The sequence below is a fragment of the Undibacterium hunanense genome (genome assembly GCF_014284335.1).
GTDB lineage: Bacteria > Pseudomonadota > Gammaproteobacteria > Burkholderiales > Burkholderiaceae_D > Undibacterium > Undibacterium hunanense.
This window is the reverse complement of the sequence record NZ_JACOGF010000008.1, coordinates 41,414-67,244: the sequence shown is the minus strand read 5'-3', so window position 1 is coordinate 67,244 and position 25,831 is coordinate 41,414. Positions and strand designations below refer to the sequence as shown.

Genomic DNA, 25,831 nt, shown 5'->3' with positions numbered 1-25,831 from the left:
GTACTACATTGCATGAGCATTTTTAGCAGCACATGTGCCACGATCACACACGCGCAGTAAGATCGCAAACAGGTTCTTGGATGCAAATGCTGACCTGATTCATGCAAATAAACAGGATCCGTACCAGGCGACCCACGATTTTGGTTTATCGGTTGACGAGCAGGCGGTCTTGTTGATGCAGGGCAGGAAAAAATTTCTGCTTTCCTCGATATCCCCTTCAAGGGCTTCGATTCACTCGATACAACAGAAGCGCCGTTCGATCTGGTTGGTAGCAGTATGCGTTTTGAAGAAGAAGCCATCATTGCCTGATGATGGTTTTGTTGTTTTCTCTCACTGCAAAATAAATGTGCGGGAAATAGTCAAAAAAATGAGCGAGACAACACTGCTTGCTTCGCTCATGGGCCAAATCCAATATGCTGCACTCTTTAAAGTTAATTTATTGAAAAGTCTATGACAAATCAAACTCAAGGTTCACTGGTCTGTGTAGGTACCGGCATGCGTATGGGAGGGCAACTGACGCCCATTGCGCAAAGTTATATTGAAACTTTTGATATCGTGATTGCAGCGATACCGAACGTCTTTACCCGTAAATGGCTACAAGGTGTTGCCAAAGAATATGTCTGCCTCAACGATCATTATGACGATACTAAAGTGGACGGCAAGACCCGTCGTGATACCTATCGTCGCATGGCCGATACCATCCTGAAAGAAGTCAGGGCCGGTAAGAAAGTGTGTGCAGCCTTTTATGGTCACCCCGGCATTTTTGCCTGCATCTCGCATATGGCGATAGCCGATGCACGTGCCGAAGGTTTTGACGCGCACATGGAGCCAGGCATCTCGGCACTGGATTGCCTGGTGGCAGACCTGGGTATAGACCCTGCCAACAGTGGCATGCAATCCATGGAAAGCACGCAGTTCATGATTTATCAAAAGCAGATAGACCCGACGGCACTGCTGATCTTATGGCAGATAGGCATAGCCGGCGATCTGAGCCTGAAACGTTTTGACACTGAGCCTGCACACTTGCAGATCGTGGTGGACAAACTCAGCCGCAGCTACCCGCTCGATCATGAAGTGATACTGTATGAGGCCGCCACCGATCCGATGGAAAAAACGCGCAAGGAAAAACTGTTGATGCGCGATTTGCCAAACGCCGCTTTCCGGCAAGTCACGACCCTGGTGATACCACCGGCAAAAACGATGGAAAAAGACCAGGCCGTGATTGATCAGTTGAACGCATTGGCGGCACAAAGAAATCTCGCCCAGCAGGTAGCCTGATAGTAGAAGAGACAAGGTTTTATTGTTTTTCATTGTGTTTTATTGCCACATGGAAATTTTCGTAAATGATTTAACAAATTTCATTTAAAAATACTTTCCAGGTTACAAATAAGCGCTTTCAATTTGATTTGCTCTTATTTAGAATTGGCTGCGGAAGACAAAATGGTTTGTCGACATGTTGGGGGATACTATGAAAAAAATGCTTAAGAACACACTTATTGGTCTGGCTTTGGCCGGTGGTTTGTCAGTTGCCTGTGCTGAAGGCGTGGACACTTCTGTCGACGGTATCTTCACTGCGCTGACCAGCAGTTCCAATCTGCAGGCAACGGTAGACAGCCTGGTTGCCAGCGGCGCCAATCCACAATCCATCGTTTCCGTAGCGGCTGCTGCGGGTATTCCTCTGGATACCGTCAAGGACTTGCAAGTCTGCAGCAACTCTGCACCGGATGCAGCCGTACTGAGCGCTTCCTGCCTCAGGCAGCGCAGCATGGTGACTGCCTATGCGGCAGGCGTCAATGACCCGATGAAATTCCTGCCAGCAACTGCTGCAGGCAAGCGTCAAAGCAAAGACGTTACCAAAACGAACTAAGTTTTTTTGCTGGACTTAAAAAAGGCAGGCATGTTGGACATGTCTGCCTTTTGTCGTTCCGGCCTGTCACAGGCCGCCTGATGTTGCCCTGAATAGTCAGGTTTTCTTCCTCAGTGGCACCAGTAGTTCACCCAGGTTATTGTGGTCGATCTCGTACATCAATTCCAGCAGACGGCCTATCTCGCCCTTAGGAAAACCTTCGCGGGCAAACCAGCCCAGATAATGGCCGGGCAGGTCGGCAATGACCGTGTCCTTGTATTTACCATAAGGCATCTTGAAACTCAACAGGCGTTGCAGGTCATCGGCTTGCATGGGTTTTATCTGCTTTATCGCTTATTCATCTGATTGCTTGACGACGGTTTCCGGTGGTGTCACCGGTGTGGCAGCCTGCGTTGCAGGTGCCGGTGTCGCGACGGTCTTCTTGTCTTCTTCGGTATCAGGTATGTAAGGTACGCTGTCCAGATAACGTTCCACCAGCTCAAAGAATTGTTCATAGAACTGGCCAGTGGGTATGGTTTCACTGGCGACCTTGACCAGCGCATCATCGGTAGAGCCAAACGGCAGGGATACCGAACCAATGGCGCTGACACCGATACTGGCCGAAGTATTGCTTTTCTTTAAGGAATAACGGTCACGTATGGCATTCGCAAACACGGTGGTGCTATTGCTGCCCTTGCTGTCGGCGACGCAGACGACATTAAATTCGATCTCTGCGTGCACATCGGCATCCGGCTGGTATTTTCTGCGGCCTTTGAGGACGGAGGGTTTCCAATCACTGATGACATAGCCCTGGCTCAGCAGAGCCCGGCGGGCCGACTCGCAGGCAGTTTTTTCGCTGCCGGGAAAGCTGCGGGTAAATACACCGGTAGCACCAAATTCTTCATGCTGGATACCTGTATGCTTGTTCGTTGTCGAACAGGCGCTCAAAGTAGCCAGGCACAGTACGACGGGTAGTAATACAAAACGGTGAATCATCTTCATTTCAATTCTTTTATTTCGTTGACGGCATGATGCTGCATGAATGCAGGTTGACGAACTGTCGCTGTCAGGCCAGTGCTTCTTTGGCGGCTTCTTCCGGGCTGAGTCCATCAAAGAACAAGTCCGTGAACCACTCGATCTGTTCTTCTATGTGATCCTGTGCCTGATGCACAGTGGCACCACCGGCAACCAGAAAGCCTTCCACTTCCGTACACCAGGCAATCAGCGCCTCGGTTTCGGGATCCAGTTCATCTTTTTTCGCCATGATGTGTCTTTCTTGCAATTCCAGCAAATCGCTGCGTAGCCAGCATTTTAACTTGCCAGCCTGTTTGAGGTGTTACCAGTTGGTTACCGTATGTGCCAAATTATTAATGTATAACGCGGCTGAAGGTGATTTGGGTGACATGGTGGTCGAAATATTTAAGACCGGAAAGCTCAACACAGAGACACAGAGGGGGCACAGAGGGGCACAGAGAAAATCTTTTGCAAAAGATCATTATTTCGTAAGCAAGCAATATGTTGCTTGAATTCCTTACTACATGAAAGAGTGAAACAGAGAAGAACTAATTCTCAATCTACATCTCAATGTCAGTCCTTTTCATGCAAAATTTCTTTACCAACATATACATCTTAAAGATTTTCTCTGTGCCCCCTCTGTGTCTCTGTGTTGAGAGGTCTTGCAGTCAAAAACTACCCGCAAATTGATAACGCTTACCCGGATGCCACATGGTGACGCTGGTGGCGATCATGCCTTGTGAGCGGGTTTTTCTGTGCAGGACCAGGCAGGCTTCTTTGGCTGGAATATGCAGCATGTCGGCGATCAGTCTGGTGGGTAGCACGGCTTCGATGCGGTAATCAACGCCTTGCAGCGGGGCGACCGCGACCAGGTATTCATTCGGTGTCATGGTGCTGAAGTCCTGTTGCAGGTATTCCGGCGTCACGCTGGAATTGACCCAGCGATCTTCCACCTGTATTGCCACTTCGTTTTCAAAATGGACGATGACGGAATGAAACAGCGGGTGCCCGGCCTTGACCTGGAATTCTGCGGCCAGCAATTCGGTCGCGGCTTCCGCCTTCAGTTCATGTAATTCGCTACGATGGGCATGGCCGCGAGAACGGATTTCTTCGGCGATGCTTTTGATTTCCACCAGCGTGGCTTGGTATTTTTGTTGCGCCACATAGGTGCCGGAACCCTGTATGCGCGTCAGTATCTGCTCGCTGGTTAATTCACGGATGGCACGGTTGACTGTCATGCGTGACACCCCGAACTGGCCAGCCAGCGTGGTTTCAGCCGGAATGGCGTCACCTTCTTTCCATTTGCCTGCCTGGATTTCTTTCAGCAGGGTATCTTTGATCACTTGAAAGGCTGGAATATCTGGCTTGCTGGGTTTCACAGGATGGGCGGCAATAGAAAAATGGCGAATGCCTGCATTTTCTCATAGGCAGGCAGGGATGGCGAACATATCCACCGCCAGCGTTTATTTTTTTCGTGGCAAGGCAGAAAACTTGCCGGCGATATCCAGTTCCCTGAAGCGCATGAGGATGAAATCGACAAACAGCCGGGTCTTGGCAGGCATCAGTTTACTGCTGGCGTAGTACAGTGAAATCGGGCCGATATCCGCATGCCAGGCTGGCAGCACGCGCACCAGCGTACCACTTTCCAGATAGGGCAGGGCATGCAGTCGCGGCACCATGGCCACACCCATGTCCAGCAAGGCAGCGCGGCACATGGCCTCGGGGTCATCCATGATGATGCGCGTTTTTAATTCCATCGCAGCCTCTTCACCTGCTGCATTGCGCAAGGTCCATGATCGCAACCTGCCGCTTTGCGGTGAACGTCGGATGATGCCGTCCAGTGTCGCCAGGTCAGCAGGCTTGGCTGGTATCTTATGGGTAGCCAGATAAGCCGGTGACGCAACCGGTATCACATGGGCGCGCCCGATTTCACGCGCAATCACGCCGGGCACCAACTCTATGCCGCCACCGATGGCGACATCAAAGCCTTCGGCGATCAGGTCCACGCTGCGGTTGTCAAAATGCAGGTCGGGGATGACGTCGGGGTAAGTCGTGACGAAATCATTCACGGCTGGCAAGACATAATCCCGCCCAAAGGCCAGTGCCAGGCTGATCTTCAATACGCCGGCTGGTTTGCCAGCGACATTTTCAACGTTTGCAAGGGCTGCCTGTATGCTGTCCAGCCCACCCTTGATCTGGGCCAGGAATACTTCACCCGCTTCTGTCAACACCAGGCTGCGCGTGCTGCGCTGGAACAGCCGTATCCCCAGCCGTGACTCCAGCTTGGCGACATTTTTGCTGACCGCCGCCGGCGTCAGCCCCAGATTGCGCGCCGCCTGCGAAAAGCTGCCTGCTTCGGCACTGCGGACGAATGATTCGATGCTTGAAAGTGTTTCCACGACTATCCTTTTTATCTTCAACCTTTGGTTGAAAGTGATGTAATGGATTATGGACTACCTGTAATTACTTTAAAAGCACAAAATAGCTTCATCCAATCACGGATTGAACAGAAACTCATTAATACCCTTCATTGAAATTAAATTGCAACTACACAGGAGAATGACATGACACAAATTTTGAACACACAAGCAAACACAACATTGAACGGCAAAGTGGCCCTGGTTACCGGCGGTTCACGTGGTATTGGTGCCGCCATCGCACAAAAACTGGCACGTGACGGCGCCGCAGTGGCAATTACCTATGCCAGCAGTGGTGATCAGGCAGAGCAGGTTGTGGCCAGCATTCGTGCTGCCGGTGGCAAGGCCCTGGCGATACGCGCCGATGCACAGGATGCTGATGCCGTCAGGCAGGCAGTCAACACCGCAGCAGCAGCCTTGGGCGGGCTGGACATACTTGTCAACAACGCAGGGGCAGCCGTGTTTGGCAGCATTGACGACTTCAGCATGGCCGACTACCAGCGCCTGCTTGCCGTCAACGTGACCGCAGTGTTTGTCGCTGCACAAGAAGCACAACGCCATATGAAAGAGGGTGGTCGCATCATCACCATCGGCAGCGTCAACAGTGATTTTGTACCTGTACCCGGCCTGTCTGTCTATGCGCTGACCAAGGGCGCGGTAGCATCCTTCACACGTGGCCTGGCGCGCGACCTGGGCCCACGCGGCATCACTGTCAATAATGTGCAGCCCGGTCCGGTAGATACCGAAATGAATCCTGCCAACGGCCCCTTTGCCGACACCATGCGCACTTACATGGCAACCGGCAAATACGGTACCGGCGCACAGATCGCCAGCCTGGTAGCCTACCTGGCGAGTGAAGATGCGGCATTTATCACCGGTGCCAACCTGAAGGCGGATGGCGGCTTTGATGCCTGATGTTTGATGTTTGATGTTTGATGTTTGCTGGGGGGGCGGGGTATTACCTTTGCAAGGCTTCACTACAAAGGCAGTATCCACGCCTCCCACCCAGTATCAGGTTGTCCACCAAAGCGGCGATAAAATTGCCTGGCATTTTCATTGCCAGGCAATACATCCCATTTCAAACGACCACTGCCACGCGATCTGGCATGGGTCAGCACAGCTTGCATCAATGCCGTGCCCACGCCCAGACTCCGGGCACTGGGGCAGACATATAGTTCCTTGAGACGGCAGTCGGGGCGCAAATCATAGGTGAAGGCTATTTCCACCAGCACCGCATAGCCCAGCAAGGCACCATCTGCCGACTCTGCCAGCAGGGCGTGGAATTGGGCTGGCTCATGTTCCCATTCACGCCCCAGTCCACGTGCCAGCAAGTCCTGTTCCTGGACACGAAAGTCAGGCAGATAGTCTTCAAATTTTGCCAGCTCGCGCATCATTGCCAGCAAGGCCGTGGCATCAGCCGCCTTTGCATAACGCACCTGAATGTCTGTCGACATGCGCTATGCCAGTTCTGTCACTTCAGTCGTCAGGCTGAAGCCTTCATCCAGCCATCCGGTGATGCCACCTATCATGATTTTGACCGGGCGGCCTAGTTGTGCCAGCTTGATTGCGGCCCGTGTCGCGCCATTGCAGTGTGGGCCAGCGCAGTAAGTCACAAACAGGGTATCTGCCGGATAACTGGTCAGTTTGGAGGCGATGATTTTGCCCCGTAGCAGGTTAATGGCCCCAGGCACATGGCCTTTTGCATAGGATTCCGGGCTACGCACATCAAGCAGCACGAAATCGGCCTTGCCTTCGGACATGGCATGATGGGTATCCCAGCAATCGGTTTCAAAACGCAGGCTGTCTGAAAAATGGGCGATGGCTTCTGCACTGCCAGCAGCAGCAACTTCAGTAACGACGGACATGGGGTTTGCCTTTCATGGTGTGGTTGATGATGTGCTCATTGTCGGCTTGCTGGCTGTCCACGCATAGTGGCGTTAACGGCATAGGGCGGTAAGATTGCGCCAATGTGGCTGGCATATAAAATATTCCTGAAGTCCCATAATATTCGCTTGCAAAAGTTGTATATACAACTTAAACTTTCTCTCAATGGTTCAAATCTGATCCGGTTTTACTGGTTGGTTTTATTTTTGGTTTTATTCCATATAGCCGGATTTCTATATTGCATTTGTTGATGGAGAGAGACATGAACAACGATCCTCGCTGGGATGCCAGCCGTGAAATTCACGCCCCGCATGGCGCAGAAAAAACCTGCAAGACCTGGGTGGCCGAAGCGGCCTACCGCATGATCCAGAATAATCTGGACCCTGCCGTCGCAGAAAACCCCAAGCACCTGGTGGTGTATGGCGGCATAGGCCGTGCTGCGCGCAACTGGGAATGCTATGACCAGATACTGGCGTCCTTGAAAGAGCTGGAAGAAGACGAAACCCTGCTGATTCAATCTGGCAAGCCGGTCGGTGTCTTCAGGACTCATGCGGATGCGCCACGCGTACTGATCGCCAATTCCAACCTGGTACCCAAATGGGCCAACTGGGAACATTTCAATGAACTCGACCGCAAGGGCCTGTTCATGTATGGGCAGATGACTGCCGGCAGCTGGATCTATATCGGCACCCAGGGCATCGTCCAGGGTACCTATGAAACCTTTTCCGAAGCAGGGCGCCAGCATTTCAACGGTGACTGGGGTGGACGCTGGATTTTGACAGCCGGCCTGGGTGGTATGGGCGGCGCGCAGCCTTTAGCTGCCAGCTTTGCTGGTGCCGTATCGCTGAATATAGAATGCCAGCAATCGAGTATTGATTTTCGTCTGCGTACCCGTTATGTCGACAAGCAGGCCAAAGATCTTGATGATGCACTGGCACTCATCAAACACCATTGTGACCGCAAAGAAGCGATATCCATCGCCTTGCTCGGCAATGCCGCAGAAGTTTTGCCAGAACTGGTTAAACGTGCAAAAGCCGGTGGCATGAAACCTGATCTGGTAACAGATCAAACTTCTGCCCATGACCTGATCAATGGCTACCTGCCCATAGGCTGGACTGTCGCACAATGGAAGGCTGCACAGCAAGACGTAAGCCAGCATGCCAAACTGACTGCCGACGCTGCGCAAGCTTGCGCCGTGCATGTACAAGCCATGCTGGATTTTCATGCCATGGGCATACCGACTGTCGATTACGGCAATAATATCCGCCAGGTGGCGTTTGATACCGGCGTCAAGAATGCCTTTGATTTCCCTGGCTTTGTGCCTGCGTATATCCGTCCACTGTTCTGCGATGGTAAAGGCCCGTTCCGCTGGGTCGCCTTGTCTGGCGATCCGGAAGATATCCGCAAGACCGATGCCAAAATCAAGGAATTGTTCCCGCACAATAAGGGCGTGCACAAATGGCTGGACATGGCGAGCGAACGCATTGCCTTCCAGGGTTTGCCGGCACGTATCTGCTGGCTGGGTCTGGGGGAGCGTCATATCGCTGGCCTGGCCTTCAATGAGATGGTCAAAAATGGCGAACTGAAAGCACCGATTGTTATTGGTCGTGATCATCTGGACACAGGTTCAGTCGCCAGCCCCAATCGCGAAACCGAAGGCATGCGCGACGGCACCGATGCCGTATCTGACTGGCCTTTGCTGAATGCCTTGCTGAACACGGCAGGTGGTGCCAGCTGGGTATCATTGCATCATGGCGGTGGCGTGGGCATGGGTTATTCCCAGCATTCTGGTATGGTCATCGTTGCAGATGGCACGGATGCAGCGGCAAAACGCCTGGCGCGTGTACTGGTGAATGACTGCGGTTCTGGCGTCATGCGGCATGCCGATGCAGGGTATGAGCAGGCGGTTGCCTGTGCAGAGCGTGAGGGCTTGAAGTTGCCGATGATTAAGGGTACAGCCAGGTAAGCCGATTTTATTTATCGCAATAATAGTAATTTATTTTTATATTCCCTCCTCTTCAAGGGGAGGGCTAGGGTGGGGATGGGTTTCGGTTGATTGACCAGAAATCCAGATTACACAAGAAACCCATCCCCATCCCTACCTTCCCCTTGAAGGGGAAGGGGTAGACTGCCCCACGAATCTGCCCACACAAATTATTAAAGTATTCAGGAAAAAACCATGAGCACCCATTTTGAAATCCAACCCGGCCAATTCAGTCTGACTGACCTGCGTGCCATCTGGACCAAAGCCCAGCCTTTGAAGCTGGCGGACAGCGCCTATGCAGCCATCAATGCCTCTTCCGCCACCATCGATAAAATCGTGGCGAAGGGCGATGCCGCCTATGGCATCAACACCGGTTTTGGCAAACTGGCCAAGACCCGTATTCCGGATGAACAGCTGGAACTCTTGCAGCGCAATCTCATCCTGTCGCATTCCGTCGGTTCTGGTGAACTGATTGCTGATGAAGTTGTGCGGCTGATACTGGCGATGAAAATCGGTAGTCTGGCACGTGGCTATTCAGGCATACGTGCATCAGTCATCGACAGCATGATCGCCATGTATAACGCAGGCATCATGCCGACTATCCCGGTCAAGGGGTCGGTCGGTGCATCTGGTGATCTGGCACCCTTGTCGCATATGACCCTGGCTTTGCTGGGGGAAGGCGATGCCCGTGTTAACGGTAAACTGGTGCCAGCCAAAGAAGCACTGGCCGCAGCGGGTATCCAGCCTGTGGTGCTGGCCGCCAAGGAAGGTCTGGCACTTATCAACGGTACACAGGTATCGAATGCACTGGCCCTGAATGGCCTGTTTTTGGCAGAACGCCTGCTGGAAGCAGCCACCATTACCGGTGCGTTGTCGGTCGATGCGGCCAAGGGAAGTGACGCGCCATTTGATCCGCGTATCCATGCCAGCCGTTGCCAGCCCGGCCAGATTGCGACGGCACAGATTTATCGCAGCCTGTTACAGGGTAGTGAAATCCGCCAGTCTCATCTCGTCAATGATGAACGCGTGCAAGACCCGTATTGTCTGCGCTGCCAGCCGCAAGTCATGGGTGCCTGTCTTGACATCATCAATAATGCAGCCCGTACCTTGCTGATCGAAGCCAATGCGGTGACCGATAATCCACTGGTGTTTGTGGAAACCGGTGAAGTCATTTCTGGCGGTAACTTCCATGCAGAACCTGTGGCTTTTGCAGCAGATACCCTGGCGCTGGCGATTGCAGAAATCGGCTCCATTTCCGAACGCCGCATTGCCTTGTTGATAGATGCCTCGATTTCTGGCTTGCCACCTTTCCTGGTGCCTTCGTCAGGCTTGAATTCCGGCTTCATGATTGCCCATGTGACGGCAGCGGCACTGGCGTCCGAAAACAAATCACACGCCCATCCTTCCAGCGTCGATACCATACCGACATCGGCCAACCAGGAAGACCATGTCAGCATGGCCACCTTTGGTGCCCGCCGCCTGCATGAAATGGCGCACAATACTGCCACCATCGTCGGCATAGAATTGCTGGCTGCGGCTCAGGGCATAGATTTTCATGCCCCCTTGCAAACCTCAGGTATGCTGAAGCAGGTACACCAGCTGTTGCGTGACAAGGTGGCTTTCTATGACAAAGACCGTTTCTTTGCGCCGGATATCGAAGCTGCGAAAACACTGGTGGTAGAGGGGCAATTGAGCGCACAATGTCAGCAGTTGTATCAGAATCTATACTTATTTTGAACTTGTATTTGAGCCTCTATTTGGGGCGAAATAAGATAGTGGCTTCTTCAGTTTGAAGAAGCCACCCTGTGCATTCTGTTGCGCTGCCAATTTGCCTCACCATTTTTGAAAACTATGCGTAAGTGGACAAGACAGGATTATCAAACCATGCCATGGAAAAATGGCGGTGGCAGCACGACTGAGCTGGCGATTTTTCCATCTGGTGCCAGCCTGGATCATTTTGTCTGGCGCTTGAGTACGGCTGAAGTCAGCAGCAATGGCCCGTTTTCTCATTTCAGCCAGATTGACCGGACGCTGGCGATATTGTCAGGCGATGGCCTGATTTTGCATGGCGATAGCGAGCAAAGCCATGGCGGCAGCATATTCCTGAAAAAAGACAGCCTGCCGCATCAGTTTCAAGGCGAAACCCCGATCAATGCCGAACTCTTACATGGCACAGTGCTGGATTTGAACATGATGACGCGGCGTGATGTCTGCACCCACCACATGCAAAGACTGGAAGCCGGCAGCCATTTCATCGAAGCCAATGATGCCCAGCAGCTCTTGCTGTTTTGTGCAGAGGGCAGTGCCCGTCTGTCCACGGGTGAAGTCTTGCAAGATTATGATTGCTGCCTGTTTGATGAAGAGCATGAACACGGCGGCATACGCCTGAACCTGCATGCTAGTGAAGGGGCAGTGCTGTATATGATGCGTATACAATTTCTGAATATGGGTGACAGCTGATGGCGCAAATAGAATCATCCTGGGACAGTTTGTGGATCAATGTGCACCTGGCCTGCATGACTGATGGCTATGCAGAAATCAAAGATGCAGCCATTGCCGTCAAGGATGGCAGGATTGCTTGGCTGGGTTTGCAGGCTGAACTGCCAGCGGGCTATGCCACGACCAAAACTCATGATGGCAAAGGCTGCTGGCTGACACCCGGTCTGATTGATTGCCATACCCATCTGGTCTACGCAGGCAATCGCAGTAATGAATTTGAAGCACGCCTGAACGGCGTCGCCTATGAAGACATCGCCAGGCAGGGCGGCGGCATCAATGCCACCGTGCGCGCCACCCGTGCCGCAACCGAAGATGAATTGCTGGCAGCCAGCCTGCCACGTCTGCATGCCATGCTGGCCGAAGGCGTGACCACGCTGGAAATCAAATCCGGCTATGGCCTGGATCTTGAAACCGAGGCACGCATACTGCGGGTGGCCAGACGCATAGGGCGTGAATTTCCGGTGCGTGTCAAAACCACGTTTTTAGGCGCACATGCCTTGCCTCCAGAATATGCAGGCAGGGCCGACGATTACATCGACCTGGTATGTACACTGATGTTGTCGGCCCTGGTGGCCGAGGGCCTGGTCGATGCCGTTGATGTGTTTTGTGAAAAGATAGGTTTCACTCCAGCCCAGACTGAACGCGTGTTCCAGGCGGCACAGGCACTGGGCCTGCCAGTCAAACTGCATGCCGAGCAGTTGTCTGATCAGGGCGGGGCAGCCTTGACAGCAAAGTACCAGGGCCTGTCTGCCGACCATCTCGAATACCTGTCGGATGAGGGCATTGCCGCCATGGCCGCGAGTGGCACGGTGGCTGTGCTCTTGCCAGGGGCTTTTTATTTTTTGCGCGAGACCAAATATCCGCCACTGGCTGCATTGCGTACGGCTGCAGTACCCATTGCGCTGGCAACGGATTGCAATCCCGGTACTTCCCCCATGACTTCATTGTTGCTGACCATGAATATGGCATGCACCCTGTTTCGCATGACCCCGCTGGAAGCCTTGCAGGGCGTAACCTGTCATGCCGCCCGTGCGCTGGGTGTAGGCACAGAAATTGGCAGCCTGGAAGTTGGCAAGGCAGCCGATTTTGCCTTGTGGGCCATCGCCAGACCTGCCGATCTGGCTTACCACATCGCAGGCAATCCGGCGCAGGCCAAGGTTTTTGCTGGCATGGTGTGTTAGAACCTGTTCACGATCTTACTGCGCGGGCGCAATCAGAGATCACGCGAGGCTCATGCGCTGCTCAAAATGCTCATGTACTTAGAGTACATTCCGCTTTTTGCGCTGCTCTTAGTTACCCTGACCCCGCTGATCCCGTTGACGCGGGCTCGCTACAGATCGTAAACAGGTTCTTAGAAATTTCTTTGCTGATTGACATTCTTTAACCCCGTTCAGACGGGGTTTTCTCTTGCTTCCCTGCCTATCATTGCCCGTGGCGACTATAATGTTGTTCAGGTAGACACAAGCAAAGAATTGATCATGACAACAGTAAAGCAAAAAATCACGAATGCCAATCAGCGCTGGCATCTGGGCCGTTGGGCAATGGGTTTCTTTGGTTTGCTGTTATTGCTGGCGGTGTTGAGCTGGGCCTTCCTGCCGGGTGTGGTCAAACGCATTGCGACTGAAGAAGTGCAGCAGCAGATCGGTCGCAAGCTGGAGATGACCGATATCCGCTTTTCACCTTTCCGCCTGGCACTGACGATAGAAGGCTTGAGTCTGTATGAAGCCGACCAGCGCACCCCCGCAGTCAAAGTCAAAGAACTGGTGTTGAACCTGTCGCTGGCATCCCTGTTCCGTCAGGCGCTGATTGTTGATGAAGTCAGGGTTACCGAGCCTTATGTACACATCATTCGCACCTCGGGTGAAGGCTATGGTCGGTATAACTTCAGCGATATTCTCGATAAAATCGCGGCTATGCCCAAGAGCGATTCCCAGGCACGCTTTTCACTGGCCAACCTGCAGGTGGCAGACGGCAAGATCGATATCGACGACAAGGTCGTCAAGGAACAATTCAAGGTTGAAGCGCTACAGATCGGCGTGCCCTTTGTGTCCAATTTCCCGAATCAGGTGGAAAGCTTTGTCGAACCCATGCTGTCGGCCAAAGTAAATGGATCGAATTTTGTCCTGAAGGGCAGGGCCAGGCCATTTACCAACAGCCTGGATACCTCTCTGGCGATAGACCTGGATAAACTGGACCTGACCCAGTACCTGCCGTATGTGCCGGTGGCGCTGCCGGTACAAATCCAGAGCGCAAAATTGTCGACCAAACTGGATCTGATTTTCAGTCGCAAAAATGCCCATTCAGAATTATTGCTGGCAGGCGATGTACATCTGGATGAAGTACACGTCAATGACAAGACTGATGCACCTTTGCTGAAACTGGCCAGCCTGCATGCGCAGCTCAAGCAAGTCAATGTCATGACGGCCGCAGCCAGCATCAGCAAGCTGGAATTGTCAGCACCGGAAATCTGGCTGGATATCAATCAGCAGGGCCAGTTGAACTGGGCCAGCCTGGCGACTCCTGCTAATGCCAGCACACCAGCCATCCCAGCCAAAGACAGCAAATCAAATAATAAGAGTGCCATAGCGCCAGCGGTGGCTGCTGTTTCAGCATCGTCCACAGCTGTGAGCGTAGCAAAGCCGGTCGCTGCCGTGCAGCAATTGGCAGAACTGCAGCTGTCAAAAGGGATGTTGCATTTCCGTGATGCCAGGCACGCCAATCCTGCACAGACCGTCAACCTGAAAGATATCAGCCTGACAGCGCGTGGTTTGTCGTCTGCAACTGACGCCAAGGCTGCCGTGTTCAAGTTTGCACTCAACGGCGAAAATGATGAAAGCCTGAAACTGGAAGGCGAGATGCAGCCGCTGATTGGCACGGCAAAAGCACAACTGGCTTTAAGTTCATGGTCCTTGGCTACTTATCAGCCTTTGCTGAGCAATTATTTACTCGCGAGCGTCAGCGGGAAATTTGATGTGAATGCACAATTGCAAGTGCAAAAAGGCCTGGTGCAAGTCGATGATCTGGGTATGAAACTCAGCCAGTTCGCTATCAAACCCAAGTCTGTCGACGATGGCAGTTTCAACCTGAAAGCATTGACGGTAGATAAACTGACCCTGAACATGGAAAGCAAGCAAGTCAATATAGGCAGCGTACTGTTTGACGGCCTGGTGACGGATGTGCGACGGGATGAGCAAGCCGTATTGAATCTGAAGAAATGGCTGAAATCCAGCGCTGGCACCAGCAGTATCAGCAGCAGTGCCAGTGGTACTAGCAATAGTAGTACCAGCGTCACCCCAACTGCACCTGTAGCAGATATTGCTACAGCCAGCAAGGCTGGCACGACAGCTACGGCTGTCTGGAAAGTTAATCTTGCCAGCCTGGATTTCAAGGACAGTGCTGTCAGCTTCAACGATAAATTCATGTCACCAGAAGTAAAGATAAAACTGGATGCCTTTAATCTGCATGTAGAAAAACTCAGTAGTGATATGTCGCAGCCGGTCAAAATGAATCTGGTGACGAATATAGGAAAAAAATCCAGACTCAGTCTGGATGCGACAGCTTCCGCCCAGTTGAAAAGTATCAGTTTGAACCTGGATGGGCAGGGTTTGCCGGTATCCGCCTTGTTCCCTTATGTATCGCCGTATGTGAATGCGGCTCTGACACGCGGGCGTGCAGATATCAAAGGCAAACTGAATCTGAATAATGTGCTCGACAATAGCAGGCAGATCAATTATGAGGGTATGCTGGCGCTGAATGATTTCCACCTGCTGGAAAACGGTGCCGATGAAGATTTCCTCGAATGGAAAAACATCGCCATGGAAGGCATCAGTGCCCAGATTGGTGGCGACAAACAACTGGTGACCCTGAAAAAACTGGCACTCAATGATTTCTATGCACGCGCCATCCTGTCTGCCAAAGGCAAACTGAATATCCAGACCATACTCAGCACCAAGAAGGCTGATGCGGAAGAGGGTGACGCCGCATTGTCAGCAGTATCAGCAGTGCCAGCAACGCCCGTGGCACAAGCAGATGATGCTGCAGCCAAACCCGTCACCAGCAAGACGGCGACCACGACGATTGTCACCGTACCTTTGCCAGCCAAGCCGGAAAAAGCCAATCCTGTCGTGATACGCATAGCCCAGACCACGTTAAAGGGCGGCAATGTCAACTTCACCGACAACTTCGTCAAGCCCAACTACAGCGCCAACCTGACCGGGGTTGCCGGCACCATTGGTGCAATTGCCTCTGACAATCCACAACCCGCCACCATAGAATTGACTGGCAAGGTGGATGATGATGCCCCGCTGGTGATTTCCGGCACTCTGAATCCACTATCCAATCCTGTCTTCATGGATGTCAAAGCCAGCACCAACGGGCTGGAACTGACCCGGCTGACACCGTATGCCGCCAAGTATGCTGGCTATGTCATCGAAAAAGGCAAGCTGTCCATGCAGGTAGCCTATCGCATAGAAAATCAGCAATTGCAGGCAGAAAATGATGTGCGGCTTGACCAGTTGACCTTTGGTGAACGGGTAGAAAGCCCGACGGCGACCAAGCTGCCAGTCATGCTGGCAGTAGCCCTGTTGCGTGATAACCAGGGTCGCATTGCGATTAACCTGCCGATCACCGGTTCTTTGTCTGATCCGCAGTTTTCCGTCGGCGGAATTATCTTCAAGGTGTTTGTCAACATCATCACCAAGGCGGTGACATCGCCGTTTGCCTTGCTGGGTTCTATGTTTGGCGGCGGCGAAGAACTGGCCTATACCGAATTTTTACCTGGACAAACCAGCCTGACCCCTGCCGCTACCGCCAAGCTCGACAATCTGGCCAAGGCACTCAAAAACCGCAGCGGCCTGAAGCTGGACATCATAGGCCGCGTCGAACCGGCAACGGATTCCGATGGCATACGCCAGATCTTGTTGTTGCAAAAAATGCGTGAACTGAAATGGAAAGACGTGCACCAGAAAGACCGCACCGTCAAGAAAGACGATATCGTCATCACGGACGCAGAAAAAGCCAGGTATGTAGAAGAAGTCTATCAGGCAGAAAAATTCACCAAGCCACGCAATGCCATAGGCATGGCTAAGACCCTGCCAACCGCAGAAGCTGAAAAAATGATACTCGCCAACACCCAGGTCACCCCGGATGCCTTGCGCAGCCTGGCACAGAAACGTGCCGATGCCGTGCGTGATTATTTGGAAGATGTATCAGGTGTCGAGCGTGAAAGACTGTTCCTGATCGCCCCTAAACTGAGTGCAGATGGCATCAAGGACAAAGGCAGTCCGAACCGGGTGGATTTTAGTTTGAAGTAGGGGGGCACTTGCAGCAATGCGGGGGTGCTGTCGATAGTCATCGCCCCCGCTGCACGCCAGTCACCGCGCTACACGCCTGTACGTCCCTTTCTTATTCCAGACTGGCAATGCGGCATCGTTAGCAACCGCATAGCCCAGATTCAAGGTAAATTGCGCCTGTTGTACCATGCCGCTTAAATCCCATGCCGGGTTGTAACGATCGCGCGGGGTATGGTAGTCTTTTTTGAACGCTTTCATTTGTGCTGCTTCTTGTTCTGCGTCGTGATCGAAGGCAAACGATCCATCACCAGAAAACACGGCAGAGCCGACATTAAATGCTGGCACACCCGCCCGCACAAAGTTGAAATGATCGGCGCGAAAGAAGGCTCCACCTAAATCGGGAACAGATGGCGCAATGCGTAAGCCCATTTTCTTTGCAATGGATGTGGCACTGTTAAACAGGCTGCTGTGTTCACTGCCTGCTACGCCGATGTCCTGCGTTTTACCGACAAAATTCATGCTGTCCAGATTGAGATCAGCCGCAGTTTTTGCCAGTGGCCATAATGGGTATTGAACGTAAAATGCGCTGCCAAGCAAGCCCTGTTCTTCCGCAGCAGGCCATAAGAAAATCTGCGTGCGTTTCGCCGGGTGGGTCACCGCAGCCTGCGCCATGGCCAGCAAAGCAGCTGCACCGGAAGCATTATCCACCGCGCCATTCCAGATTTGTGCAGGTTTGCCGGGTTCTTGCACGATGCCCAGATGATCCCAGTGTGCGGAATACAGCACTGCCTGATCTTTCAGTTTTGCGTCCTTGCCAGGTACCATACCGATGACGTTTTGCTGCTCCACTTTACGTACGCTACTGCGCAAGCTGACATGAATCCTTGCATCGATTGCGACAGGTTTAAATTCACGGGTTTCAGCCTGTGCGCGCAAGGCATCCAAATCCTGTCCTGCCGCAGCGAACAAGGCTTTGGCACTATCTTCCTGTATCCAGCCTTCCAGTGCATTGCCGCTATTGTCGTTGTTGCCATCCTTGCCAAGACTAAAGCGTTCGTGGCTGAAAGATGTCTGTGGCACGTTCCAGGCATAGCTCGCTGACGGCGTAGTGTGTATCAATAGCACACCTGCGGCACCTTGCCGTGCGGCTTCTTCAAACTTGTAAGTCCAGCGGCCATAATAGGTGAGCGCCTTTCCGCCAAAGCGATTGGGTTCCGCCAGGCTCGGCTGCGGGTCGTTGACCATCATGATCAGCAATTTGCCTTTAAGATCGATTCCTTTGAAATCATCCCAGTGTTCTTCTGGCGCGCGCACACCGTAGCCGACAAACACCAGCGGCGCATCGAAATCATTGTCAGCTTTGCCGTTGGACGAGCCATACACAATGTCGGTCCCCAGAACTGGCGTGAGTGCGGCCTTGTTTGTTTCAAAACGGAGTTGACTACTGCCAAGCGTCTGGCTGCCGACCAGCGTCACAGTTTGGCGATAGCCATTTGCGCCCGGCATCTGTACCAGACCCATTGCTGCCGCTTGTGTTTCGAGGTAGCGCACTGCAATATCACCGCCGCGCTGCCCGGTACCGCGTCCTTCCAACAAGTCGTCAGATAAAAATGCCAGATGCGCACGCAAGGGTGCTTCTTGTACTTGCTGCGCCTGAGCCACATGGCTGGCTACAGCAAAATTCAAAACCATACTGGATATGGCGATCAGCATGAGACGCATCAGAACTCCTATAAAATCATTTAATTTGACGCCAGATCATATTACAAAGGCGGTGTTTTTTTAAACAACGACATCAAGTCCCCACAAAAACAGGAAAACAGTTATTTTGTAGTATTGGCCATTTTGGCTTGCGCGCTACAGATCATCAACATGCCCAAAAAGCGATGCTGCTGTTTATTTACTGCTTACCTTGCGGCAATCATAATTTTGATTGCTTGGCGAACAAGTGAATAATTATTTCAAAAAATACATTTATTTTGGAAACAAAAAGAAGGATTTAAGCCCTGACTTGTTGCCGATGGCTCGTTGAATGATGATTATCCTGATAATGAACAGGATTTATTGTTGTTTTGCGAGTAATCTTGATTTATCCTGAGACCATCCGTTTTACCTATCGCAATAAGGAGTAGCAATGACTTCTGCAACGCTCGCCAACATTCTGTATGTGGAAGACGATGCTGACATACAAACCGTGGCCCAGATAGCGCTGGAGGTTGTTGGTGGTTTCAGCCTGAAAACCTGCAGTTCGGGTGCCCAGGCCATTACTGAAGTCAGTGGTGGATTCGTACCTGACCTGCTGCTGCTGGATGTCATGATGCCAAACATGGATGGACCGACCACGCTGGCTGAATTGCGCAAGCTGGCAGGGACCCAGGCCACGCCCGTGATCTTCATGACCGCCAAAGTACAGTCAACCGAGATGGAATTTTACAAGTCACTGGGTGCCATAGGCGTGATTGCCAAGCCATTTGACCCCATGGAACTATCGACGCAGGTGCGTAAGTTATGGCAGGAGAAGCCGTAGATGTCAGACAAAAATGATAGCCTGCAAGAAAAGCTGCGTGCCCTTGAAGCCGTTTTCTTGCAGAAACTACCGTCAAAAATACAAGAAATCCTGAGCACCCTGCAGGCTGTGCAAGACCGTCCGGACGACAAGGAAGCCATGATCGTCCTGCACCGGCACTTGCATACCATGGCCGGTTCTGCCGGGACATTCGGTTTTGCCGAAATCGGCTCGCAAGCCCGGGTTTTTGAATCCGTGCTCAAGCCGCATCTGGAAGGCAAGCCCTGGACGGTGGGAGAGCTGAATGCCTATTCCGCCGACATGAACCGTTATTTTGACTATGCCCTGAAGCATGACACCACACCAGTGAATGGTGTGGCAGAGAGCGTGCAGGAAGAAGACCGGCATGTCAGCGACCCCCACCTGATTTATCTGGTGGATGAGGACGAAGCGCAAAATCAGGAAATTACTGATCAGCTTGAACATTTCGGCTATGAAGTCGTACGTATGAACCATTTGCGGGCATTGGCGGCGGCAGTGGCCACCAGACGCCCGCACGTGATCGTGATTGAACTCAGCTTCCCTGAAGGCAAGGTCGCTGGCGCAGAAGAAATCGCCCGTATCAAGCAGATAGAACGTTTCCGCATTCCTACCGTGTTCGTTTCGCGTTCCAGCAGTTTTGATTCGCGTTTGCTGGCCGTACGTGCCAGCGGTGACGGTTATTTTACCAAACCGGTCGATGTGGTAGCCCTGACCGAACGCATAGAAGGCATCCTGCAGCTCAATGAAAACAAGAGCTACCGCGTGCTAATCATTGATGATGACGCCGTTACCTCGAAGTTTTACGGTGCAATTCTGCGTGATGCAGGCATGAACGTTTACTTGCTGAACGACCCTACCCAGCTATTGACGGTGATGACTGATTTTCGTCCCGAACTGGTGTTGATGGATGTCTATATGCCGGTCTGTAACGGGGTTGAATTGTCGCGCATGATACGTCAGGATAATTCCTATGTTGATGTCCCCATTGTGTTCTTGTCCAGCGAGGCTGATCGTACCAAGCAGCTGGATGCCGTACGTGCCGGTGCCGATGATTTCATCACCAAGCCGGTCGCGCCAGAATATCTGAAATCATCATTGTCCAGCCGGGCAGAGCGCTATCGTTCCCTGCGCGCCCTGATCATGCGCGATGGTTTGACTGGTCTCTACAACCATACTGCCATCAAGGAGCAACTGGCCGCCGAGATATCGCAAGCCGGTCGCAATGGCGCACCATTGGCGCTGGCGATGATAGACCTTGATCACTTCAAGGAAATCAATGATACCTATGGCCATCCAGCCGGTGACCAGGTTTTGCGCACGCTGGCACGCCTGCTGCGCCAACGCCTGCGCCGCAGTGATATCGTTGGACGTTACGGCGGCGAAGAATTTGCCGTGATCTTCCCTGACACCACTGCGACCATGGCGCGCAAGGTACTGGATCAGGTACGGGTCGCATTTACCAAGATACAGCAGCATTGTGAAAATGGTCATTTCGGAGTCAGTTTTTCTGGCGGTGTAGCTGATCTGGAATCAACCACCGATGCCGACGAATTGATTGATGCCGCCGATGCAGCCATGTATGTATCCAAGCAAAGTGGCCGCAATCGCATCAGCATGGCTTAAATCTTTGCGGCGGAATAAAAAGGGCTACGGGCTACCATCGCGGTAGCCCTTTTAGTATGAAATGTGCGTGCAATAGCATTTAATATTTGTTTCTTCTGCTTACATATTAAAAAAGCAAGTGCGGCCTGCGTCGGTGTACACTGGGGCATCTTTATCGTTGTCCAGGTTGATGCGTGTTTTCCAATTTTCTTGCCGGCAATCCTACCGTAGGTGCCATGTTGATGCTGTACCTGTTGCTGGCTTTCGCGAGTGTAGGCGTTGGCAGACATAGCGCGCCCCAGAGCCAGTTGCGCAAGCAGGTGAATGCCTGGTGGTTTATTTTTCCGGTAGTCAGCCTGAGTCTGTTTTTATATCCCGTTGGGCCTTTGCTGATGGCACTGCTGATCGTGGTGCTGGCGGTGCGTGAATTGTCGCTGCACTATACGGGGCCACGCTGGCGCTTCCTGCTGTCTTGCCTGGTGCTGGTGTTGCTGCAAGTCGGCCTGCAGTATGTGAATGCCTTTGATGCCAGCCTGATTTTACCTGCCTTGTTATGCCTGCAAGCCTTGCAGTTCTTCATCTGGCGGCAGCGCAATCAATTGTTGCTGATGCTGTTTCTGCTGCTGTGCTACGGTCTTAGTTTCATGCTGAATTTATTGACCCTGCCATTTTCAAATGAAGTCCGGCTGGCCTGGTTTTTTTATCTGTTTGTTGTCACCGCCCTGAATGATATCGCGCAGTTTGTCAGCGGAAAAATATTTGGCAAACAGACCATCGCGCCCACCATCAGCCCGAATAAAACCCTGCAAGGCTTACTGGGTGGTGTGGTGGTGTCCATGCTGGTATCGACCGGCCTGGGCAGCTACCTGCATCTGGCGACCCCCTTATATCTACTGTTGATGGGCATCTTGCTGTCGGTTGGCGGTTTTGCCGGTGACCTGATTTTTTCAGCAGCCAAACGCTATCTGAAAATCAAGGATTTCTCTGAACTGATACCAGGCCATGGCGGCATACTGGACCGGGTAGATAGCTTGGTACTGACTGCGCCATTGCTGTATCTGGGCTTGCTGTTTTAAAAAACAGCACTTACAAAAAATTATAGCTAATGAAGGACAAGGCATGACAACACAACTACAAACCAAATGGCTATGCAGTGAATCCGGCTTTGATAGTCACAGCAGCCACGATGGCACGCGTCTGTTTTATCGCATCTGGAAGCCCCTGGCGATTCCCGCAGAGCAGTCACAGAAACCACAGAAAGCACTGATATTTTTACACCGTGGCCATGAGCATTCTGGCCGCATAGGCCCGCTGGTTGAACAGTTTGGTTTTGTGAATGACTGGGCCTTTGCCTGGGATGCACGTGGCCATGGCAATTCGCCGGGCGAGCGCGGTGATGCGCCTGATTTTCAAACCATGGTACGTGATTTTGACAATTTCATTAATCACCTCAGCAGTCACTATGGCATCGCCAAAGAAAACATGCTTATCGTCGCCAACAGTGTGGGCGCGGTAATCGCTGCAACATGGCTGCATGATTATGCCCCGCGTGTGCGTGGTGTGGTCATGGCGGCAGCGGCATTCGACATCAACCTGTATGTGCCGCTGGCAAAGCCGGCGCTGCGTTTTGCCACCTGCTTCAAGCCGGATCTGTTTGTTACCAGCTACATACGTTCGTCCATGCTCACCCATTCGGCAGAGCAGGCAAAAGCTTATGATGCTGACCCGCTGATCACCAAGAATATTTCTGCCCGTGTTTTGCTGGACCTGGCCGATACTGCCAAGCGCGTGGTGCAGGATGCACAGGCAATAGATGTACCCGTACTGATGCTGGTTGCGGACAAGGATTATGTCGTCAAACAGGCACCGCAAAAGCAGTTTTATGACAGCATTTCTTCGACCTTGAAGCGCTATGTCGTAATAAAAAATTGCCACCATGCGATTTTTTACGAAAGCGACGCCCAGGTGCAGCAAGCCATACAGGAAGCCAGGGATTTTATCGTCGCATGTTATGCACGTGATTTACCGCCTTTGCAGCAATACTTTAAAGCCGATACACAAAGCCAGAGTGCACAGCAATATCTGGCGCTACAGCAGGGCAAGCTGGGTGGCGCGCTGGAAAATGCTTTTTATGGCCTGCAAAAATTCATGCTGAGCCATCTGGGCAAACTCAGCAATGGCATGACTATCGGTCTGCAGCATGGTTTTGACTCTGGTGCCTCGCTCGATTATGTCTATCGCAACCAGGCCGGTGGACGCTTGCTGATAGGCGGTATGATAGATCGTGGCTATCTTGATGCCATCGGTTGGCGTGGCATACGTCAACGCAAAATGCAGATGCAGCAGACATTGTCTGATCTGATACAGCAATGCCCGGCAGACCAGCCTGTGCGCATACTCGATATTGCTGCCGGTGGTGGCCGCTATGTGCTGGAAACTATCAAGCGTTTTCAGAACCGCGATATAGAAATCAGCCTGCGGGATTTTGACCAGGCCAATATGGATCAGGCGCGTCAACTGGCGGAACGTCTGCAATTAAAAAACAAGATCAGCTACCAATGTCGCGACGCCTTTGCCGGTACCAGCTATCCGGCAGAAGAAGGGCCATATGACATCGTCATCGTATCCGGCCTGCATGAATTATTCAGCGACAATGTACTGGTGCTGGCGTCATTGCGGGGCATACAGCAGCAATTGAAAATGGGTGGTCATCTGGTCTATACCGGCCAGCCCTGGCATCCGCAACTGCTGATGATCGCCAAAACCCTGAATAATCACCGGGGGCAGTCGTGGCAGATGCGACCACGGCCACAGGCAGAAATGGATGCCCTGGTGGCCAGCATAGGTTGCCGCAAAGTGGCGACCAAGTTAGGTATTGCCGGGATATTCAGCGTGTCGGTGGCACAGCGGGATGCAGCAATGCCCGTTTTATCCGATTGAACAAAGTCCATAGCAAGAGCAACAGGACTATACCTAATACGGCATTCAGCCAGACGGCAGTTATTTGAAAGGCTACCAGCAGGGCCAGCACGCCAAAGGCAAAAGCGCGGTCGCTTTTGCCCATGGGTCCATCAAAGCGACGGCTTGACCCTGCCAGCAAAGCCGCCACGCCGGCAAATTCCACCAGCAGCGCCAGCATGGCAACAGCAACAAGCAGGGGCAGGTGGATGCCGCTTACCAGCGCAAAAGGCAGGACCAGAGCTGCATCTGATACCTGGTCAGCCACTTCATTCAGGATGGCACCAAAGGGCGTTTTTTGCTGGGTAAAATTGGCCAGCATGCCGTCTATTGCATTCAGGGCCATGCGCACAAACATGAATACCGGCAGACCCAGCCACAATCCCGCATTTTGCGGGAAACAGGCCAGCGCAATGCCATAGGCGATGGATAGCAACATCGCCAGCAGTGTGATCTGGTTTGGCGTGATCTGTCGTTTTGCCAGACCGTTCAGTACAGGTTGCAGCAGTTGCTGGAAACGGGGTTTCAGTTGGTAGATGGAAAAGCTCATTGTCTGCTCATTGCTTGCTTGTTGCCTGCTTGTTGCCTGCTTATGGCCTTATCAAGGTCCCTTGTGACATATACAGTTTGGCCAGCACTATACATCGGCTGTAGCCCATGGCGCAATGCAGGTAAACAGTCTTGCCGCCATCCATTTCCGCACGCATGTGTAGCAATATCTCGCGCACGGTATCAGGTGGTGGTGTCTGTAAATCCATCAGTGGAAAATACCGATAAGTGTGAGCACGCAAAGCCCTGGTTTCGCTTAGTTCATTGGCCAGGTCTATGATGCTGCAATCGGCCGGTAACTGGCTGGCTTCCGCATTGCTGAGACGGCGGCCCACCCATAATTGTTCTGTCAGCTTGATGACCACCGGTTTGCGCCGTTCACGCCAGACCACCGCATGCCAGGTCAGCCAGTAGCCCAGCAAATAAGGCGCATACATGAGCCAGATCCACCAGGCGTGCAAGCCATTGCGCTTGTGTAAAAAGTTGCAGTCACGCCGGAAATACGCCAGGCTGACCAGCAGCAAACTGCACATCAGGTACAAGGCCAGCGGTAAATGCCAGGCCAGCACGCCGGTAGACAATAGTGCACATGCTGCCACCAGGTAGTAAAAAGCCACATGCGGCTCGGTTTTTCTGGGGGTAATCATGATGATGCAGAAAAACGCCAGCAAGGCACCACCCACCAGATCCAACACATGGTGCTGATAAGTGAACAGGGTAGAGAGCGCCGTCAATATTAGCCAGCCGGCTAGCAAGCTACGGGCCGGGCCGGGTTGTATCTGTGGGCGCAAGGCGCTCCAGAAAAGGATGCAATAACTTACATGCAGTGAGGGTAACTGGTTATACGGTTTGTCCATCAGCGTCAGCGACGCATACAGATAGGCCCACCAGGGTGATTCGATGACAGGCCTGGGCCAGCTGAATTGCAGCGGGTAGATTACAAACAGGATAGCTGCCACCACCGTTGCCAGCAACAGGCGCTGGCTGATGACGCGCAACTCATCCTGCGTCTTTACCATGAAAAACACCAGGCAAAAAAACACACTGGAACTCAGATAAGGCAGGATCATCCATTGCAAAAATGGAATGCTGCTTTCAAATGGCAAGGCGGCATGACGCACTATACCCTGCTGTTGAGCCAGCAAATTGGCGGTCAGGTAGCACAGCGCAAACGTCAAGGCATTCAGCAGCAAATGACGCAAGCGGTGTTGCACAGTTGCAGGTAGGGACGGCATTTAA

24 protein-coding genes are annotated in these 25,831 nt (G+C 52.4%); 13 read left to right on the top strand and 11 right to left on the bottom strand.

Features of this window, described 5'->3' with window-relative positions:
• The first annotated feature begins 76 nt into the window (after nucleotides 1-76).
• The 3 genes from H8L32_RS15930 (at nucleotide 77) to H8L32_RS15920 (ending at nucleotide 1,867) form a co-directional block, all read left to right on the top strand.
• Entirely contained in the window at nucleotides 77-454 is a 378-nt protein-coding gene (locus H8L32_RS15930; RefSeq protein WP_186948254.1) for a hypothetical protein, read from the top strand.
• Nucleotides 451-1,278: an SAM-dependent methyltransferase gene (locus H8L32_RS15925; RefSeq protein ID WP_186948253.1), complete on the top strand. Its 828-nt coding sequence runs from the start codon at nucleotides 451-453 to the stop codon at nucleotides 1,276-1,278. The genes H8L32_RS15930 and H8L32_RS15925 overlap by 4 nt, the downstream gene beginning before the upstream one ends.
• A gap of 190 nt (nucleotides 1,279-1,468) precedes the next feature.
• The gene (locus H8L32_RS15920; RefSeq protein ID WP_186948252.1) at nucleotides 1,469-1,867 is read left to right on the top strand and encodes a hypothetical protein; all 399 of its coding nucleotides are present in this window, start codon (nucleotides 1,469-1,471) and stop codon (nucleotides 1,865-1,867) included.
• 96 nt (nucleotides 1,868-1,963) lie between these two features.
• Here H8L32_RS15920 and H8L32_RS15915 read toward each other — a convergent pair whose 3' ends face one another.
• From H8L32_RS15915 to H8L32_RS15895, 5 genes are all read right to left on the bottom strand, one after another.
• On the bottom strand, nucleotides 1,964-2,179 hold the full coding sequence (locus H8L32_RS15915) for a DUF3820 family protein (RefSeq protein ID WP_186948251.1): 216 nt from the start codon (nucleotides 2,177-2,179) through the stop codon (nucleotides 1,964-1,966).
• 21 nt (nucleotides 2,180-2,200) lie between these two features.
• The gene (locus H8L32_RS15910; RefSeq protein ID WP_186948250.1) at nucleotides 2,201-2,848 is read right to left on the bottom strand and encodes a DUF2242 domain-containing protein; all 648 of its coding nucleotides are present in this window, start codon (nucleotides 2,846-2,848) and stop codon (nucleotides 2,201-2,203) included.
• 64 nt (nucleotides 2,849-2,912) lie between these two features.
• Nucleotides 2,913-3,110, bottom strand: a complete 198-nt coding sequence (locus tag H8L32_RS15905; RefSeq protein WP_186948249.1) for a hypothetical protein — start codon at nucleotides 3,108-3,110, stop codon at nucleotides 2,913-2,915.
• A gap of 418 nt (nucleotides 3,111-3,528) precedes the next feature.
• Nucleotides 3,529-4,239: a histidine utilization repressor gene (gene hutC / locus H8L32_RS15900; protein WP_186948248.1), complete on the bottom strand. Its 711-nt coding sequence runs from the start codon at nucleotides 4,237-4,239 to the stop codon at nucleotides 3,529-3,531.
• An 84-nt stretch (nucleotides 4,240-4,323) separates the two neighbouring features.
• Nucleotides 4,324-5,259 (bottom strand): LysR family transcriptional regulator, encoded by a 936-nt coding sequence (locus tag H8L32_RS15895; RefSeq protein ID WP_186948247.1) that lies wholly within the window; start codon nucleotides 5,257-5,259, stop codon nucleotides 4,324-4,326.
• A gap of 165 nt (nucleotides 5,260-5,424) precedes the next feature.
• On the opposite strand from H8L32_RS15895, the gene H8L32_RS15890 reads away from it, so the two are divergent.
• Nucleotides 5,425-6,192 (top strand): 3-oxoacyl-ACP reductase family protein, encoded by a 768-nt coding sequence (locus H8L32_RS15890; RefSeq protein WP_186948246.1) that lies wholly within the window; start codon nucleotides 5,425-5,427, stop codon nucleotides 6,190-6,192.
• 62 nt (nucleotides 6,193-6,254) lie between these two features.
• On the opposite strand, the gene H8L32_RS15885 is transcribed toward H8L32_RS15890, so the two are convergent.
• The 3 genes from H8L32_RS15885 to H8L32_RS28000 are packed head-to-tail and all read right to left on the bottom strand — an operon-like array spanning nucleotide 6,255 to nucleotide 7,257.
• Entirely contained in the window at nucleotides 6,255-6,731 is a 477-nt protein-coding gene (locus tag H8L32_RS15885) for a GNAT family N-acetyltransferase (RefSeq protein ID WP_186948245.1), read from the bottom strand.
• A 3-nt stretch (nucleotides 6,732-6,734) separates the two neighbouring features.
• On the bottom strand, nucleotides 6,735-7,142 hold the full coding sequence (locus H8L32_RS15880; protein WP_186948244.1) for a rhodanese-like domain-containing protein: 408 nt from the start codon (nucleotides 7,140-7,142) through the stop codon (nucleotides 6,735-6,737).
• A complete protein-coding gene (locus tag H8L32_RS28000; protein WP_268977638.1) occupies nucleotides 7,126-7,257 on the bottom strand; it encodes a hypothetical protein in 132 nt (43 codons plus the stop codon). Before H8L32_RS28000 ends, H8L32_RS15880 begins: the two co-directional genes overlap by 17 nt.
• Nucleotides 7,258-7,423: 166 nt before the next feature.
• Here H8L32_RS28000 and hutU point away from each other — a divergent pair, with 166 nt between their 5' ends.
• The 5 genes from hutU (at nucleotide 7,424) to H8L32_RS15855 (ending at nucleotide 16,956) form a co-directional block, all read left to right on the top strand.
• Nucleotides 7,424-9,127, top strand: coding sequence for a urocanate hydratase (gene hutU / locus H8L32_RS15875; protein WP_186948243.1), 1,704 nt, complete (start codon nucleotides 7,424-7,426; stop codon nucleotides 9,125-9,127).
• Nucleotides 9,128-9,340: 213 nt separating this feature from the next.
• Nucleotides 9,341-10,882 carry a histidine ammonia-lyase gene (hutH, locus tag H8L32_RS15870; protein WP_186948242.1) on the top strand — a complete coding sequence of 514 codons (1,542 nt, stop codon included), beginning with the start codon at nucleotides 9,341-9,343 and terminating at the stop codon, nucleotides 10,880-10,882.
• Between the two features lie 114 nt (nucleotides 10,883-10,996).
• Nucleotides 10,997-11,605 (top strand): HutD/Ves family protein, encoded by a 609-nt coding sequence (locus tag H8L32_RS15865; protein WP_186948241.1) that lies wholly within the window; start codon nucleotides 10,997-10,999, stop codon nucleotides 11,603-11,605.
• Nucleotides 11,605-12,825 carry an imidazolonepropionase gene (gene hutI / locus H8L32_RS15860; protein ID WP_186948240.1) on the top strand — a complete coding sequence of 407 codons (1,221 nt, stop codon included), beginning with the start codon at nucleotides 11,605-11,607 and terminating at the stop codon, nucleotides 12,823-12,825. Before H8L32_RS15865 ends, hutI begins: the two co-directional genes overlap by 1 nt.
• Before the next feature lie 297 nt (nucleotides 12,826-13,122).
• Nucleotides 13,123-16,956 carry a DUF748 domain-containing protein gene (locus H8L32_RS15855; RefSeq protein ID WP_186948239.1) on the top strand — a complete coding sequence of 1,278 codons (3,834 nt, stop codon included), beginning with the start codon at nucleotides 13,123-13,125 and terminating at the stop codon, nucleotides 16,954-16,956.
• Between the two features lie 60 nt (nucleotides 16,957-17,016).
• Here the strand turns inward: H8L32_RS15855 and H8L32_RS15850 are convergent, their stop codons facing one another.
• Nucleotides 17,017-18,657: a M28 family peptidase gene (locus H8L32_RS15850; RefSeq protein ID WP_186948238.1), complete on the bottom strand. Its 1,641-nt coding sequence runs from the start codon at nucleotides 18,655-18,657 to the stop codon at nucleotides 17,017-17,019.
• Nucleotides 18,658-19,069: 412 nt separating this feature from the next.
• Between H8L32_RS15850 and H8L32_RS15845 the strand changes: the two genes are divergently transcribed.
• From H8L32_RS15845 to H8L32_RS15830, 4 genes are all read left to right on the top strand, one after another.
• Nucleotides 19,070-19,462, top strand: coding sequence for a response regulator (locus H8L32_RS15845; protein ID WP_186948237.1), 393 nt, complete (start codon nucleotides 19,070-19,072; stop codon nucleotides 19,460-19,462).
• Nucleotides 19,463-21,106 carry a diguanylate cyclase gene (locus H8L32_RS15840; RefSeq protein ID WP_186948236.1) on the top strand — a complete coding sequence of 548 codons (1,644 nt, stop codon included), beginning with the start codon at nucleotides 19,463-19,465 and terminating at the stop codon, nucleotides 21,104-21,106.
• A 173-nt stretch (nucleotides 21,107-21,279) separates the two neighbouring features.
• Nucleotides 21,280-22,161, top strand: a complete 882-nt coding sequence (locus H8L32_RS15835; RefSeq protein WP_186948235.1) for a phosphatidate cytidylyltransferase — start codon at nucleotides 21,280-21,282, stop codon at nucleotides 22,159-22,161.
• A 43-nt stretch (nucleotides 22,162-22,204) separates the two neighbouring features.
• Nucleotides 22,205-24,025: a bifunctional alpha/beta hydrolase/class I SAM-dependent methyltransferase gene (locus H8L32_RS15830; protein ID WP_186948234.1), complete on the top strand. Its 1,821-nt coding sequence runs from the start codon at nucleotides 22,205-22,207 to the stop codon at nucleotides 24,023-24,025.
• On the opposite strand, the gene H8L32_RS15825 is transcribed toward H8L32_RS15830, so the two are convergent.
• Together H8L32_RS15825 and H8L32_RS15820 are read right to left on the bottom strand one after the other, a co-directional pair.
• Nucleotides 23,973-24,593: a CDP-alcohol phosphatidyltransferase family protein gene (locus H8L32_RS15825; RefSeq protein ID WP_186948233.1), complete on the bottom strand. Its 621-nt coding sequence runs from the start codon at nucleotides 24,591-24,593 to the stop codon at nucleotides 23,973-23,975. The genes H8L32_RS15830 and H8L32_RS15825 overlap by 53 nt on opposite strands.
• 40 nt (nucleotides 24,594-24,633) lie before the next feature.
• A complete protein-coding gene (locus H8L32_RS15820) occupies nucleotides 24,634-25,827 on the bottom strand; it encodes a phosphatase PAP2 family protein (RefSeq protein WP_186948232.1) in 1,194 nt (397 codons plus the stop codon).
• Between the last annotated feature and the right edge of the window lie 4 nt (nucleotides 25,828-25,831).